The organism is Nostoc sp. 'Lobaria pulmonaria (5183) cyanobiont' (assembly GCF_002949795.1).
GTDB lineage: Bacteria > Cyanobacteriota > Cyanobacteriia > Cyanobacteriales > Nostocaceae > Nostoc.
On the sequence record NZ_CP026692.1, the window covers coordinates 2,134,433 to 2,149,834 of the forward strand.

At 39.9% G+C, this 15,402-nt stretch carries 15 protein-coding genes and 2 tRNA genes; 6 read left to right on the plus strand and 11 right to left on the minus strand.

Translation table 11 applies throughout. The features are described from left to right. The first annotated feature begins 84 nt into the window (after positions 1-84). On the plus strand, positions 85-1,683 hold the full coding sequence (locus tag NLP_RS09155) for a DGQHR domain-containing protein (RefSeq protein WP_104906130.1): 1,599 nt from the start codon (positions 85-87) through the stop codon (positions 1,681-1,683). Here NLP_RS09155 and NLP_RS09160 read toward each other — a convergent pair whose 3' ends face one another. The 8 genes from NLP_RS09160 to argF form a co-directional block, all read right to left on the minus strand. Further along, on the minus strand, positions 1,684-2,625 hold the full coding sequence (locus NLP_RS09160) for an HNH endonuclease (RefSeq protein ID WP_104906131.1): 942 nt from the start codon (positions 2,623-2,625) through the stop codon (positions 1,684-1,686). 31 nt (positions 2,626-2,656) lie between these two features. Further along, entirely contained in the window at positions 2,657-3,127 is a 471-nt protein-coding gene (locus tag NLP_RS09165; protein WP_104906132.1) for a DNA phosphorothioation-associated protein 4, read from the minus strand. 197 nt (positions 3,128-3,324) lie between these two features. Then, entirely contained in the window at positions 3,325-3,894 is a 570-nt protein-coding gene (locus NLP_RS09170) for a Uma2 family endonuclease (RefSeq protein WP_104906133.1), read from the minus strand. Positions 3,895-3,905: 11 nt separating this feature from the next. Then, a complete protein-coding gene (locus tag NLP_RS09175) occupies positions 3,906-5,978 on the minus strand; it encodes an AAA family ATPase (protein WP_104906134.1) in 2,073 nt (690 codons plus the stop codon). After that, positions 5,975-6,148 (minus strand): hypothetical protein, encoded by a 174-nt coding sequence (locus tag NLP_RS34065; RefSeq protein ID WP_167407660.1) that lies wholly within the window; start codon positions 6,146-6,148, stop codon positions 5,975-5,977. Before NLP_RS34065 ends, NLP_RS09175 begins: the two co-directional genes overlap by 4 nt. Before the next feature lie 324 nt (positions 6,149-6,472). Then, on the minus strand, positions 6,473-7,954 hold the full coding sequence (locus NLP_RS09180) for a DNA phosphorothioation system restriction enzyme (RefSeq protein WP_104906135.1): 1,482 nt from the start codon (positions 7,952-7,954) through the stop codon (positions 6,473-6,475). A 78-nt stretch (positions 7,955-8,032) separates the two neighbouring features. Beyond that, positions 8,033-8,638: a transcriptional repressor LexA gene (gene lexA / locus NLP_RS09185; protein WP_104909820.1), complete on the minus strand. Its 606-nt coding sequence runs from the start codon at positions 8,636-8,638 to the stop codon at positions 8,033-8,035. A gap of 209 nt (positions 8,639-8,847) precedes the next feature. Continuing rightward, positions 8,848-9,768: an ornithine carbamoyltransferase gene (gene argF / locus NLP_RS09190; RefSeq protein WP_104906136.1), complete on the minus strand. Its 921-nt coding sequence runs from the start codon at positions 9,766-9,768 to the stop codon at positions 8,848-8,850. A gap of 365 nt (positions 9,769-10,133) precedes the next feature. On the opposite strand from argF, the gene NLP_RS09195 reads away from it, so the two are divergent. Both NLP_RS09195 and NLP_RS34795 read left to right on the plus strand, forming a co-directional pair. After that, positions 10,134-10,205: transfer RNA gene (locus NLP_RS09195), tRNA-Thr, on the plus strand. A gap of 589 nt (positions 10,206-10,794) precedes the next feature. Further along, positions 10,795-11,031: a hypothetical protein gene (locus tag NLP_RS34795; RefSeq protein WP_234017259.1), complete on the plus strand. Its 237-nt coding sequence runs from the start codon at positions 10,795-10,797 to the stop codon at positions 11,029-11,031. A gap of 163 nt (positions 11,032-11,194) precedes the next feature. On the opposite strand, the gene NLP_RS09210 is transcribed toward NLP_RS34795, so the two are convergent. Together NLP_RS09210 and pyrE are read right to left on the minus strand one after the other, a co-directional pair. Further along, entirely contained in the window at positions 11,195-11,524 is a 330-nt protein-coding gene (locus tag NLP_RS09210) for a hypothetical protein (protein ID WP_104906138.1), read from the minus strand. 16 nt (positions 11,525-11,540) lie between these two features. Next, positions 11,541-12,164, minus strand: coding sequence for an orotate phosphoribosyltransferase (pyrE, locus tag NLP_RS09215; RefSeq protein ID WP_104906139.1), 624 nt, complete (start codon positions 12,162-12,164; stop codon positions 11,541-11,543). 106 nt (positions 12,165-12,270) lie between these two features. On the opposite strand from pyrE, the gene NLP_RS09220 reads away from it, so the two are divergent. After that, positions 12,271-12,702, plus strand: a complete 432-nt coding sequence (locus NLP_RS09220) for a hypothetical protein (protein ID WP_104906140.1) — start codon at positions 12,271-12,273, stop codon at positions 12,700-12,702. 110 nt (positions 12,703-12,812) lie between these two features. Here NLP_RS09220 and NLP_RS09225 read toward each other — a convergent pair. Further along, a tRNA-Ile gene (locus NLP_RS09225) sits at positions 12,813-12,885 on the minus strand. A gap of 296 nt (positions 12,886-13,181) precedes the next feature. On the opposite strand from NLP_RS09225, the gene NLP_RS09230 reads away from it, so the two are divergent. Both NLP_RS09230 and NLP_RS09235 read left to right on the plus strand, forming a co-directional pair. Then, positions 13,182-13,883 carry a hypothetical protein gene (locus NLP_RS09230; protein ID WP_104906141.1) on the plus strand — a complete coding sequence of 234 codons (702 nt, stop codon included), beginning with the start codon at positions 13,182-13,184 and terminating at the stop codon, positions 13,881-13,883. Positions 13,884-13,949: 66 nt separating this feature from the next. After that, on the plus strand, positions 13,950-15,386 hold the full coding sequence (locus tag NLP_RS09235; protein ID WP_199784787.1) for a hemolysin family protein: 1,437 nt from the start codon (positions 13,950-13,952) through the stop codon (positions 15,384-15,386). The last annotated feature ends 16 nt before the right edge of the window (positions 15,387-15,402 follow it).

The window sequence follows — 15,402 nt, forward strand, 5'->3', positions numbered from 1 at the left end:
AAAAGTTTTTAAAAACTTTACTACTAATATCCAATTTTTTGGATAATTAAACGACATAATCCTATTCTGTTTTTAAAATTTAACATGAAAGATAGTACATCTGACCCAACTGCTGACATCGCTAGAGAGTACCTGGAACGAGAAAACAAGGAAAAACAGGTACTAGCTTTACTCCTGGAGAAGTTTTTAGGGAGAAAAGATCAGATTCTCGTTCAAAAAACCCAGATGGGTGGTACTGAGGCTTATGTTAGCTCTGTTACATTGGAATGGTTTGCTGGTCGTGTTCACTTTGCCTCTGGCTTACCTCTGTTTCAGAAAAAGTACAATCCAGAGACAGATAATGTCGAGATAGATGCGGATAGCATTGATGAAATTCAGCAGCGTCCCCTTGATTGGTCACGTCAAGCGCCGCTAGTGCAGTATTTAGCCGCTCGACAAAATCACAAATTTCCACCAGTGCTGGTGGTGATTAATCAACCGTGGGTAGATAATCCCAAAGCTGCTGAGTGGGATAGTGAAGGACGCGCCACAAAGTCTACTACTGATTTTATACCTCTAGATAAAGACGGCAAAGTAGGTTTGCTAAATATTTCTGAGGATGATGTGACTATTTATGCATTAGATGGTCAACACCGATTAATGGGTGTACAGGGGTTGATGGAGTTAATTAAAACTCGTAAACTCCAGCGCTATAAAAAAGATAAAGGTGTTGATGACAGTTTTATTACAGTCAATGATTTGATTGACAAGTACCAAGTAGACCTTGCTTACTTGCAAAATTTACCCAAGGAAAAAATTGGTATTGAGTTCATCTGTGCGGTAGCGGCTGGGGAAACTCGCACCCAAGCGAGGCGGAGGGTGAGATCGATTTTTGTTCATGTCAACCTGATGGCTGCACCCTTGACTAAAGGTCAGCTAACACAGTTGAATGAAGATGATGGTTTTGCGATCGTTGCTAGAAAAATTGCAGTTACACATCCACTATTAGAACAACGACAAGAGCGCAATCCCCGTGTCAATTGGAATAGTGCAACAGTGGCTTCCAATTCTACAGTTTTAACGACTTTGCAAGCTCTGCAAGATATGTCTGAGCGATATTTGGGTCAAAAGTTCCCTCACTGGAAACCCTTGGAGAAAGGTTTAATTCCCATGCGTCCAGAGGATGAAGAACTTGAGCAGGGAATTAAGGAATTCAGCAAGCTATTTGATTCTTTAGCTAGTCTTTCCAGTTATAAAATTTTAGAACACGAGGATACAGCAGCTTTACGGCGGTTCAGCTTTGAGAAAGATGGAGGTGAAGGAAATATGCTTTTCCGTCCGGTTGCTCAAGTTGCATTAGCGCAAGCTTTGGGAATTTTGGTATTTAAAAAAGGTTTTTCCCTAGCAGATATTTTTAAGAAACTGCGGAAGTTTGACCAGCAAGGCGGCTTTAGTGGTATGGAATATCCCCAATCTCTCTGGTATGGGGTTTTGTACGACCCAAATAAAAAGCGGGTGCAGGTTGCTGGACGAGATTTGGCGGCGAAGTTATTGGTTTACATCTTGGGTGGAGTTCAGGAACAGATGGAACGTGCTGAACTTCGTAAGGCTTTAGCGGATGCTAGGACTGTGGAAGATAAAACTATAGGTTTTGATGGCAAGTTTGTTGAACCGAAAGCGGTAGGACTTCCACCTATCTTGTAATTATGCTTGAAATATATTTTGGCGATGCCATTGCAACGCTTCCAGTTCTGGAAAGTGTTGCTCTGTATTTGGTAGAAGTATTGTTTCACCATGAAAATATTTCATCGGTTTAGCATGGGGAGATACTTCTTCCAAATCATTACTAACTATGATTTTGTATTGCTCATCTACAGCAAACCAACCCCTATCAAATGCCCAATGATGATTTTTGCAAAGAGCAATTCCATTATTAATTTTACTATTATAAAACTGTGAGAATGGCTTGATGTGTGCGCCATCCACAATATTTTGATTTGCTTTTTTAGTTACTTTGAGTCCACAAAAGGCACATCTGTAATCATAAATATGTATAATTGCTGTCCGAAAGAAAGCATTTCTAATAACTGCTCGTTTCCACCTCAATCTAGGATTAATATCTAAATTTCCTGTTTCAATTAATTTTTCTATCTCTACTAGGTCATCTTGGAAAGTTTGATTAATTTGTAAAAAAGTTTCTATATTATTTTTATTATCAGAAAAGAAAGCTGCTACAAGTGCGTCAATTAGTTCTTTTCTGGAAAATTCATCTTGCAAAAAATTAAATAATTCACTGTCTAAATATGCGTATTCAACAGCCTCTTTTAGTTTGTTAATTGTTTTTGGTTGCAACCCATTAAATTCAGGCTTAAATTTTAAGTACCAAAAACCCTCATTTTGCAGATGAAAGAAGGGATAGTGTAAACCACCTTTGTAAGACGAAGAACCGATTACATTCCAATACCTCTCAAATATTTGAATCAATTCGTCTGAAACTGGAATCTCATTAATAGTAATGACACCTCGTGCAATCAAATCAATTACAGATAAAAGTAATATTGGTTTATATTTAGCATTACCACGCTTCCGGCTATTACTCACATTTAATTCAGCAAATGTTTGACAATAATACGCTATATTTTTCATATTTAATAGCTTAATTAAGCAAGCAAAAAAATCAATTTAAGAATTTACTCAGGTCAAACTCTTCTTCTAGCTGTTCTTTTGTTCCTCTTTCAGAAATTAGGACTAATAGAAGTCGCTCTGAGTAGTCAACAGAACCCCGCAACTCGTTTTGTAAAATTTCCAGCCCTCCATTAGCATATTCTTCAAATATTTGAGTACGTTTATCTTCGTCTTGTTCTTCTCTAGATGAGACTATGTTAATATCTTGAGTTTCATTAATTCCTAATAATTTAATGATTAGGTCATATCCCAATGAAGCAAAATTTTCTTGTGGAATTGGAGATGGTTCTCTTTTTGTGGTTTCCCCCAAAGGAACGCGCTTTTTATATTTAACGCCTAATGCTGCTGCAAACACCATAATTTCTACATAAGTCTGAAAAGGCCCAGTTGTGTCTTTTGATGCGACTAGAGATTTCACCAACTCAGCTTTATCTTTAGCAACCCTGATTCTATTTGCAGCCATAATATTAATATTTACATTGTTACCATCCTAACCGACAGGTAAAAGCGATCACTACGCTTACGCACTTGCCAAGGTATGATTTTATGATAGTATGCAGGCGATCGCTATATCTTTTAATTAGTTAGGGATAAGCTCAATTTCACCATCTTCTCTTCCCTCCGTGTCCTCTGCGCCTTGGCGGTTCGTTTCTCCAAAACTTATATTGAAAACTGAACATCCTCATAAACCAAAGAAATAGGAAAGTGAAAATCAACACTAGTTAAATGAACTTCATCCCCTTCTTCATAAGGATGTAACTCCCAGATTCCTCTCTCATTTAACCGAAAACAATCTAAACTAATTTTTTCAGCGTCAATGAGGACATATTCTTGTAAAGTCTGAATACGGCGATACTGAATAAATTTACGACCTCTGTCGTAAGCTTCTGTACTAGGAGAGAGAACTTCGACAATTAGACAAGGATACTGAATAAATTTAATCGCTTGTCTGTCCCGTTCATCACAACTCACCACAACATCTGGATAGTGAAACGGCCCGTTTTCAGATACACCTACTTTTGCATCCGCCATAAAAGCGCGACACGAACTACCTCGTAAGTGGCTTTTTAACGCCGAAGCCAAATTGAGAGCAATAGTAGTATGGGGAATTGTACCCCCAGTCATGGCGAAAACTTCACCATTGATATATTCGTATTTAATATCTTGGTGTTCTTCCCATTCCAAGTATTCCTGGGCAGTCATATACTTTCCGTCTGGACTCGCAACCATAACTTCATCCTTTAAACATTACGTTCAACCGCAATAATTTCAGTATATTCATACTCATTCGGACTTTGTTTCACCAAAGGATATCTTTCTCCACCCAACTCAATATAATCTTGTTCGCAATCCGGCTTAGATGAATAATACGTAAGCACATATTCTCTACCAATTCTCTCTGTCATTTCTGCTTCAACTTCACCCCGCCACTGAGTCTTAGTAACTAAAACTATCAACTGATTCGCTAATTGGGGAATTGTCTTCGCAATGTGTCGCCGCGAATTCTCATCTAAACTACCGAAGGGTGAATCCATGACAATTGGGAAAGTGCTACTATCGGGAATCATCATCATTTTCCGCTTTTCACTCCATTCCCGTACTTTGTCAATGATGCTGGCAATAAAGGATAAACTGAGAATCTGATTTTCCCCAGTGGATGCTGCAACTGGTGCTTCTACACCTGTGGTATTTTCTACTAATGTCAGTTCATATTTTTCACTAATTTTAGGAATGTATGGAGTTACAGAAATCTCCGTGAATATTTCTTGTACTCGCTTTTCTAGTTGCAGGCGAAATTGTTGTTCTTGACGATTTCTAACTTCCGTTAACCGTTCAATTGCATCTTGAGTGGCGTTAATTCGTCGCTGTGCTAGAGTTTGCTTGTCTTCATTCAGCTTTTGCTTTGCAATTTGTTTATTTAAACCTTCAATCTCAGTTGTGAGTTGAGCAATTTGCTGCTGATTTGCACCCTGTTCTCGATTCAATTCATCAATTTTACTTTCAATTTCATCTAAGCGTTTTTGTAAACTGCTAATTTCTTCATTAGCATCTTTTCGCAACCGTTCTTGAATATTGTCTAAATCGCCTTCAATTTGAGATATACTTTGCCTTAACTGATTAATTCTGGCTTGTTCTCTATCAACTTCTTCCCAAAAACCTATGGCTTGCTTATCAATTTCATCTACTTGTGCGCTCATGCGAATTGCAGTTTCTTCCACCGCCGAGGAACCGGCTTTATTTAACCAAGTACTCACATGAGTATGAGAATGATTACCCGCGTGCAATTCTGCGCCACAAATACAGCGCTGAGAATTGAGTAAATCATTCACAAATTCCCGCGAAATTCCTGATGTTAACTCGCCTCTCTGCTTCAAATCATTGATAATTCCTCGAAACTGGGATGTAGTTTCTGAGAGTAAAACGGTATAACCCCGCGCGGAAATAACTTTTTTCAGCGCTTCCTTGTTTTTTTTATATTCTTCTTGATTCGCAACTTTCTGCGATTCTAAATCCTGCCATCTTTCTTGCAATTCCTTAGCAGCACTTAATTCTCGCAAACGGTTACTTGTCTCTTTTTTAAAAGTTTGTTGATATTCTAACTCTTCTTTAATTTCTGTTTGCCGTTTAGTAATACGTTCACGTTCGCGTTCTAACTTTTCTTGCTGTCGTAATAGTTGTTTAGTTTCAGAATCCCCAATAGCTTTTAACTCATTTTCTAGAGTTTTTTTAGCATCTCCCAAATGTCTGATGGAACGGTTGATTACTTCTACACCCAAGAAAATTTTTGTAGCTTCAGCAATTTCAGCTTTTTTATCAGAACGGACTATTTCTTCAATTCGTTCGCCGTCAAAGAAAAAATATTGATGTAAAGTAGCGGGTAAAATTTGATTAATTATATCGTCTGGTTGCTGAGTTGGTATATTCCATTTGCCATCATCCGCACCAACCCACATAGTTAATTGAGTTTTGCCAGCGTCAAAATCACCTTCGTTTTTATAACCCCGACAGGCGCGTTTAACTCGATAGCGTTTACCTTCATGTTCCCAGCCAATTTCTACCCAACATTCTACAGCTTGACCTTTTTTAGTTTCTGCGATCGCACGCTTATTTACCAACTGCTCTATCGATGCAAAGGCTGCACTAAATTTATCATACAATACCCACGTAAAGGCATTCAGCAAGCTAGTTTTTCCAGAGCCATTATTGCCATGAATAATTGTCGTGTTCTGAGCATCTCCCCCAGCCAGGATCATCTCTGGTGTCGTACCATAAAAGGAGCGAAAGTTGCATAGCTTGATTGAAGTCAGCTTCATCGCACCTCTTCCTTAATAATGTCCAAAATATTATCATTTATATGGCTGTTAATCTTCTTATCTAGCCTGCCTTTTTCCAGCTTCCATACCCGCTCAATAATTCGCCGTACCTCCGGCGGAGCGCTGGTTATTGGTTCTTGCACATCATCGATATTCGCCTCTTGTGACATCTTCAGTTTGGAAATATAGTTTTTCTATATTTTAACTTTCTCTAGTAGTACATTTACCTCCGTAAAGCCACTGTTAGCGTTATCTTTAATTTTGCAAAAACTATTTTTTCACATTTATAATTTTCTTTAAAAAAAGACTTTATTGTTGAATTATTTTTTGGTATTATTAATATTAATCTAGATCATAATGGAATGTGAGTGGCTTTAAAAACTTAACTTGTATACCATTATAATCAAACTCATAATTTTATTATTTCATACTTAATGCTTCTTTTTTCAAAACTCGAAAAATTTTACAAAATAATACAACTATATAGTTCATCATCAAATATCTAGTAAACCATATCGCTTTTGTAAATCAAGTAACTTCATTCTTGCTTCACCTGCGTTATCAGCTAAATCAGCAAACTCTACAAAGCGACGCAATTCCTTTTTCAAAAGATTACGCTCAACTTCTATAGTTTCTCTATCTAAATCTGGTGGCAAAACAATCATGTCAAATATTGTCGCGCGTTCTTTAGCTGGATGAGGACGTAAAACTCGCCCCCGTCGCTGAATAAATTGGCGAGGATTACCAGAACTTGATAAAATCACCGCAGTTTGAATTGCTGGAATATCGACACCTTCATCTAAACAACGAATTGCGACTAAACCTTGCAATTCCCCACTTTCAAATTGATGCCGTAAAATTTCCCTTTCTTGTAAAGTTGTTTGTGCTGTATAGGTACTTACCTTGTACCCTAAATCCACTCCGAGAATTTTAGCAACAGCTTTAAGTTGGCGTAGCGATGAACGTTGTCCCGCCTCTTGGGAACCATCACTACAATAAAAAAGTGTGTGAGTAGTTTCGCGGCGAGCGATCATTAAATCCCGCAAAGCGGTTAATTTATTTTCTGCCGCACCAATTAACCTTGCTCTTTGCATCAATAATGGTTTTAAATCTTCATTGTTTTCAAAGTTTCCTGCTTGTCCATTTTCTCGTTCTCTATATAGTAGCGATCGCCCAATTCTTTTTGTTAACTTTAAATAGGCAATGCTTTCTGCTTCAGTTAATTCCACCAGCACCGGATAATAGAGATAATGTACCAAAGCACCTTGAGAGATCGCATCTCTCAAAGTAAACTCTGGCTGGAGAACCGGGCCGAAATAATCAAATAGAGATTGCGTACCAAAATCATCAAAATACCTCTCCGGTGTGGCAGATAAAGCCAATCTCAACCCAACCCGACGCGGTAAACTTTCTTCTAACTTGGGTGCGCCTAAATTATGCGCCTCATCCCCAATAATTAAAGTTTTGGCGGGAAAATATTTGAGTTGAGATCCAAACCCATCTCCAATTAATGTGGAGTTCGTAGTAATCACAGTGACAAACCTTTGAGAACCAGAACGCAGATTATAAATTTGGGTAGAAAGTTGACTTTGCCAAGTGCGTAGATTCTCAAAGGCTAAAATGGGTTGCAAATTAAATTTTTCACATTCTCGCGCCCATTGGGTGACGAGATGGCGGTAGGGACATACCACCAACAACACTTGTAAATTAATCTGCTGATATAATTCACAAGCGATCGCTAGTGCGGTAATCGTTTTACCACTACCAGTAGCCATTTTCAGCGTCCCTCTGCCATTGTTGGTAAACCAGCTAGCGATCGCTTCTCGCTGATATTGCCGTAATTGCAGAGACACAGGCATTCTTGGGCATCCTGGTAATGGTTGCGGAGTGTAATAACTGCCCTTACTTTCTTTTGCAAACGGTAATTTCAACCGAAAAGTGGGCAGTTGCTGCACTGAATTTTTCGTCAGGTACATATTTATTTAGTCATTAGTCATTGGTCATTGGTACTTATCTTTCCCATTTCCCATTCCCTACTCCCCACTCCCCATTACTCAGTTGTAACCCCGCCATACACCAATGAGAGAACCCTGCACCTGTACTTGCTGAGCCATGACTTCAATGGGATTGTACTTAGGATTTGCTGGTTTAAGGGTAACGCGATCGCCTTGGCGATAAAAACGTTTTAATGTCGTACCAAATCCATCTACTCTAGCGGCGACGATAGTACCATTTTTTAAATGATTTGGTTCTGCTACTGGACGCAGAAATACCACATCGCCATCAGTAATTAAATCTTCAATCATGCTATCGCCAGCTACCCGCAAAGCGTAAGTTTGGGGAGGTAAATCGAAATTAGAAAAGTCTAAATGATCTACAGCATCAGTAAACGGTTCTATTAAACCACCAGCAGCGATTGTCCCCAAAATTGGCACACCTTGCTTAACAGGACGCAAAATCCGAATCGTTCGCGCTTGTCCTTCAGTCCATTCTATATATCCTTTAGTCCGTAAATGTTCTAAACGGCTTTGAATTGGGGCTGGTGACTTCAAGTTCATCGCTTGCATCATTTGCCTAATTGAAGGCGAATGCTGGTGCGATCGGATGTATTCTGCCAACCATTCGTAAAGTTCTTGTTGAGCTTCTGTTAGACGTTCCATAAATTTGCAGGAAGTAATTATAAATGTCTCTAGAACATTAGTACTACAAAAAACTCCCCATAACAAGAGAAAAGTAAAAATATCAAAGGCAAAAGCAAAATTATTTTCTTCTCTTTTGCCTTTTGACAAATAAGAATATTACAGGTTACAGGTTAGAGCTTACAGGTTATAAGGAAGAAAAGATACTCTATCCCCTGTGCCCTATTTTCTTACTCTGCCCCTAAAAGACTTGCAAGTAAAGCCTTTTGCGCGTGGAGACGATTTTCTGCCTGTTCCCAAACTCGTGATTGGGAACCTTCAATAACAGATTCGGTAATTTCTTCACCGCGATGGGCTGGTAAGCAGTGTAAAACAATTGCCTCTGGATCGGCAAGACTTAATAGCTGCTCTGAAATTTGATAAGGCTGGAAAATTGGCATCCGGTTGTCTGCTTCTGCCTCTTGCCCCATACTCGCCCAAACATCAGTGTAAAGTACAGCAGCTCCCTTAGCAGCTAATTCTGGATCGTGAGTCAGAAGGACTTCAGTTTTGTTATTAGCGATCGCTCTTGCTTGCTCTACAATCCTATAATCTGGCTCATATCCGCTAGGAGTAGCAATTTTGACATTCATCCCCACCAAAGCACAGCCTAACATCAAAGAATTAGCCACATTATTCCCATCACCCACGTAGGTTAAAGTTAACCCAGCAAGAGTGTTAAAGCTTTCTTGAATCGTCAATAAATCCGCTAATACCTGACAAGGATGTTCTGCATCGGTAAGCGCATTAATCACCGGAATCTTGGCGTAGTGAGCAAAAGTTTCCAAATCCTGCTGGGCAAAAGTGCGAATTGCCAAAATATCCAGATATCGATCTAACACCCGTGCTGTATCCTGCAAAGGTTCCCCGCGACTAACTTGAGTGACATTAGGGTTGAGATCGATTACCTGCCCACCCAGTTGGTACATCGCCACAGTAAAACTTACGCGCGTGCGAGTTGAAGCTTTGGAGAACAACAACCCTAAAACTTTATTACACTGCAACTTCAACTGTTGTAATTTAAGTTGAGTTGCCAATTGCAGGAGTTCTTGAAGTTCCGTAGTACTGATGTCCGCTAGACTTAATAAATCTCGTCCGAGCAATGCTGCCATGCTTGTAATCTGTAAAAAATAATTATATATTTCTGTTCCTTTATTCAACCGTGCCAAGAAAATATAGTTTCAGAACTGACTAGATATTTTTGCGTTCAGCCCAGGATTTGAGTTAGCTTTTGCTATGAATATTAATTTATTAACTTTATCAGCGATCGGAATCACTGATTTTTTCTGGTTCATCACAATGGCAACACCAGAAAAACTATCTAGGCGTAGACGAGCAGCGATATTGCTAAAATTTCTGGTCTTTTAGCTTTATTTCTGAAAAGCTAGATATTTTTTAGAATTTACAGCTAGACAAATAAATGGATTATGGTACAATAAGAAATTGTGGTTACTAATTAAAAGTCCTCGTCAAACTTGCCAGCATAGCACAGTGGTAGTGCATCCGACTTGTAATCGGAAGGTCGCGAGTTCAAATCCCGCTGCTGGCTTTTGTTGAGAGAGAACGATTTTTCTGGCTAGGACTTGCTTGTGGTTTTTTGTCTTGTTGCAACTACCACAATTGACGATATTAATATTGTGCTAAATTAGCCCAAATTCTGGTTAATTACAGAACATAATTAGTTCAAATGAAGTGGGTTAGCAAATGCGTTGATGATTTTGTGAATATGAAAAATCTTTAAAGACGGAAGGTTCTATCTTTTTGATTGTCAAACAAAAACACCGCTCGACGCAGGGGTGTTTTAAGTGAATGTGGATAATTGATAAAGATGTTGCGATCGCCTAAATTCGTAATTCCTGTGGCTTAATCTCCCAATCGTCTTTCTTGATTCTCTCGGTTGCAAGCCGTACAAGCTTTTCTACAACTTTTCTAAAAGTTGTTTTGTTGGTGTAATTAAAATAACGATTCCTGTTTACTAATCTTAAGATATCTAAGTCTGTCCTTATAAAAAGTTTTTCATTCTTGAGCGTTAGCGTAGCTCGCTGTAGGCATCGTTGTTCTGTCTCGATCAATTCATAGAGCACCGATCGCACTTTCTCTTGCCAATCTGGAATAGCTTGATATTTGGAATATAGCAAATGGACACAAATGTTTATCATCCCGACTACTATCGCGTAATTGAACGCGTAGTTGGTGGATGGCATTTCAAAAAAGGCAAACTATTTTACAAGCACTTGCCGATAAGTATTAATTTCGATGATTTTGAGCTTTTGTACGGCATTACCAAACAGCAGGTAGCCATTGAGCTATTTCGCCTTGAATCTGTAAAAGCTGGCTATTATTTAGCTGATTTGCGCCATAAACAGTTTTACTAATGCAGGACGGAACCGGAAGGCATAGAAATTACAACTGCGATCGCTTGGCATTGGGAGAGACGATCCAATGGAGCATTAGATACTTACACAAACCCTCTTGAAAAGTTTTTCAGGAGGGTTTTTTTGATTTGTTTAGAGCGATCGCGCAAACTCATTGCATTGGTTAATTCAAAGCATCAGCGATCTTAATACCAAGGTGCTGCAATGCTTTTTCTTTCACAAATTCAGCTGCACTACGAGCCGATTCCGCCAAAATAGTATCGGTGTTTGGAGTAAGCTTCAGCGCTCCTCCCAGGTATCCCAAAGCTTTGCAATAATTATCAGTCAGGTTGGTAGATGCCAGTCTCTTTACAGTTTGATGATCGCCACTCTGAAAAGCTGTTAGCGCTTTGTGGTGTAAATCGTTTTCTGGTTTTCCTAGTACTTCAAGAATTGCGTTCACAGCTTTCTCAACTTTTTCTTGTGTTAGTTCTGTAGATATAGTTGCTTGCATATTTATCTCCTTTTATTCATGAATTCGCAAGTTGTCGGTAGCGTTCTTGAACTTCCCGAATCGAAAACAAAGTTTCAAACTTCAACCCTGCTGACTGGTACAACTCACCTCCTCCTTGCTCTCTGTCTACCAGTGAAATTACTTGACTCACGGTATAACCTGCATCTTTAAGACGTTCAACTGCTTTTAGAGCAGATTGCCCAGTTGTTACTACATCTTCCAAAACTACTACTTTTGCACCCTCTGGTAAACTGGGGCCTTCTATATAAGCTTTCGTTCCATAACCCTTGGCTTCCTTGCGAATAATTAGCGCTGGTATTGGACGGTTTTCATAAACAGAAACTATACTCACTGCTGTCACAATCGGGTCAGCTCCCATTGTTAACCCACCTACAGCCTGTGTATCTACAGGTAATAAAGGAAATAGTAACCGTCCAACCGCCAAAGCGCCTTGAGGATGGAGTGTTACCTGTGTTTTATTCACGTAATAAGAACTACGCAGCCCAGAAGAGAGGAGAAAATCACCCTCTTGATAAGCAAGTTGGCAAAATAAATCTAGTAGTTTGTGGCGCAAAGTAGTTAACTCAGAAGTGGTTGCCCAAATATCTGAGTGGGTAAGAGTTTCAGTAGGATACGTCATTACAAAACATTAAAAGTTGTGCTACACCAAAGGTTGAACTCATCAGAGTTCTGAACTTCAGCATAAATTAAGATTCGCCTAAAGCAAAAGTTGAGGAATCAAAAACGTGCGTATAAAATTTAAAACCTTTGGCGGTTTATTGGTACTACTTGCTGCTGGTATTGCTTTTCCTTCTATTGCATCTGCCCAAACGGCAACACCCAATACTGAAACTACGAATGATGTATTTGAACGAGCTTATTTTCGTCACGATCGCAATTTCTACGAAAATGGCAGCATCAAGCGTCAGCTAGACTCATTTCTCGGATCTGGTACTGGTTTCGGTGGCTCCTTTCCAGAAAATGAAATTGCCCGCGATGCCGAGTTGGTTAATACTTTATATCATGATGCCCTGACTCAGCAAGTTGGCAACGATCCTTATATTCGTACTCCTGATTTACCAAATCCTTATGACACATCGCTAATGATGTCTCCTCGCTATAGCAACAAACTTAAAGTCGGAACTGAATTCCGGTTTGAAACTTTACCATCTCGGTAAGATTGGGGAGTGGGGAGTCAACAAGGGAATAGGGTACAGATTATTCCCTATCACCTGTCATCTCTCCCCTAATCCCAATGCCTTTCTATTAGTAGTTTTTGATGATTCAGTGCGCCCTGCTGGAATCGAACCAGCCTGAAGACGAATTATGAGTTCGTTGCCTCCCCAATCGGCCAAAGGCGCTTGTTTTGTAAGGTTCTGGGTTGCTACAAGTTAATTACTTCAACTCTTAAGTCAACCTCATTTGCTAATTTTAGAGTGAGAAAAATACCTCCCGCACTGAGTTTAGCCAATTCCATGAATATAGCACATATTTACCACGTGTGAATACTGGATAATAGTTTACTAGATTTTTATACTAGATAATTTGATCATAGATATAGTGCAAACTAATATTGATTGAGTTCCTTTAAGGATTGAGGTCAAAAGCTTCACTATTCTTAAATAGACCAGCATTCTATTGTGATAGCTTTTCAGCGATGAAAATAAATTCTACTGTACTTCTTACTTTGATTTTGTTAATTCTGATGATGGGAGCAGGTTCTGTGAGCGCTTTTTTGGGCTTTGAACTGGGGAGTTCAGCACTTAAAGGCGTGACTACACCAGATGGACGTCCCACAACCAAATTTGCCAGCAATAAGGCAAATAACTCTCAACAGGCAGGGTTGGTACTATTAAAAGAGGAAGAGATTCTAAAAATTGTCAAGGCGCGAATTGAGGGTAAGACCAAAGCCGCTAAATCGGAAAAGCCAGAAGAAGATGATGAAGAAACCAATAGCAGCAAGCAGAAGCCAGAGGAAAAACCCCCAGAAGTAGTTGAAGAAAAGCCCCTACCAGGTTTTCCGGTTACAGCCCAAAGTCAGGGTGTAACAATGACTGTGCAATCTGCTCGCTACTCTGGCGGTGATTTACTACTGAAAGTGAAAATGCAGAACAAAGGTAAGGATTCTGTGCGCTTCTTGTATAGTTTTTTAGATGTTACCGATGACAAAGGACGAACCCTGAGTGCAAGTACAGAGGGTTTACCAACAGAATTGCCTGTAAATGGGCCAGTATTTTCAGGTACAGTGAGCATTCCTACAGCTTTACTTGATGATGTCAAGAAAATATCACTTGCTCTCACTGATTATCCCGCTCAACAATTGAAGCTAGAGGCATCGAATATTCCTGTAGAAAGGTAGAAAAAGCATTGGACATTGGGCATTGGTAATTATCTGTTATTTTTTACTATTCCCTATTCCCCCTAAATGGAGGACGTGAGTTTTACACGAGCTTTGGCGGTAAGTGGTTTTCCTAATTTAAGTTTGATAGAAGTGGCGCTGCGGTTGTTGTCAGTGTTACTACTGATTGCCATAAATGCCTTTTTTGTAACGGCGGAGTTTTCGATGGTGAGCGTGCGGCGATCGCGTATTCACCAGCTAGTTAAGGCTGGGGATATTCCAGCGATCGCTGTAGAAATGTTACAACGCAGTATTGACCGACTGCTATCTACCACCCAATTAGGCATTACCCTCTCTAGTTTGGCACTGGGATGGATTGGCGAAAGTACGATTGTCGTGCTGGTGAATGCGTGGTTAAAATCCTGGCCTTTACCCAGTGGGATGACTACCTTCCTCGCCCATTCCCTATCAATTCCTATCGCCTTTTTCTTGATTGCCTATTTGCAAATTGTGATCGGAGAATTATGTCCCAAATCCTTAGCCATGCTGTACTCAGAACAGCTAGCGAGGTTTTTGGGGCCTCCCGTAAAAGCGATCGTGCGTTTTTTTGGCCCCTTCATCTGGATTCTTAACCAATCAACTCGTTTTTTACTACGAATTTTTGGCATTCAATACACAGGTCAAGGCTGGCGACCGCCTGTAACTCCTGAAGAATTGCAACTGATCATCTCTACAGAATGGGGGTCTACTGGTTTACAGCGTGCAGAGCGAGAATTGCTCAATAATGTCTTTGAGTTTAGGGATGTCATGGCCCAAGATGTGATGATCCCGCGCACCAGCATTGTCACGCTGCCAAAAGATGCTACCTTTCAGACATTACTCAGGGAAATGGCTTCTACTGGTTACTCTCGCTATCCTGTGATTGGTGAATCTTTGGACGATGTTCGCGGTATTGTTTATTTTAAAGATTTAGCACAACCTTTGGCTGTAGGAAAGCTCAGTTTAGAGACACAGATCCAACCTTGGATGCGTCCCGCCCGATTTGTTCCAGAACACACGCCCTTGAGTGAACTTTTGCCCATGATGCAGCAAGAGAAACCCGCTATGGTTATGGTAGTCAATGAATTTGGCGGTACTGTGGGACTAGTGACAATCAAAGATGTGATTGCCGAAATTATTGGCGATCCCAGCGAATCTGAAAGCAGTGAAGACTTACTGATTCAAATGTTAGATGAGCAAAAATTTTTGGTGCAAGCACAAATCAACCTTGAAGACCTCAATGAAGTTTTGCATCTCAATTTGCCTCTGACCAGAGAATACCAAACACTAGGGGGTTTTTTGCTGTATGAGTTACAGAAAATTCCTGCCAAAGGCGAAACCTTTTGTTATCAAAATCTCGAATTCACCGTGGTATCAATTGTTGGCCCACGCCTACATCAAATTCAACTGCGACGGTTAGAGGAAGAGGGAAGAGCAGAGGAGCAGGGGAGTAGAGGAGATGAGGAGACAAGGGGGAATTATTGAACAAGTCTCTACCTTT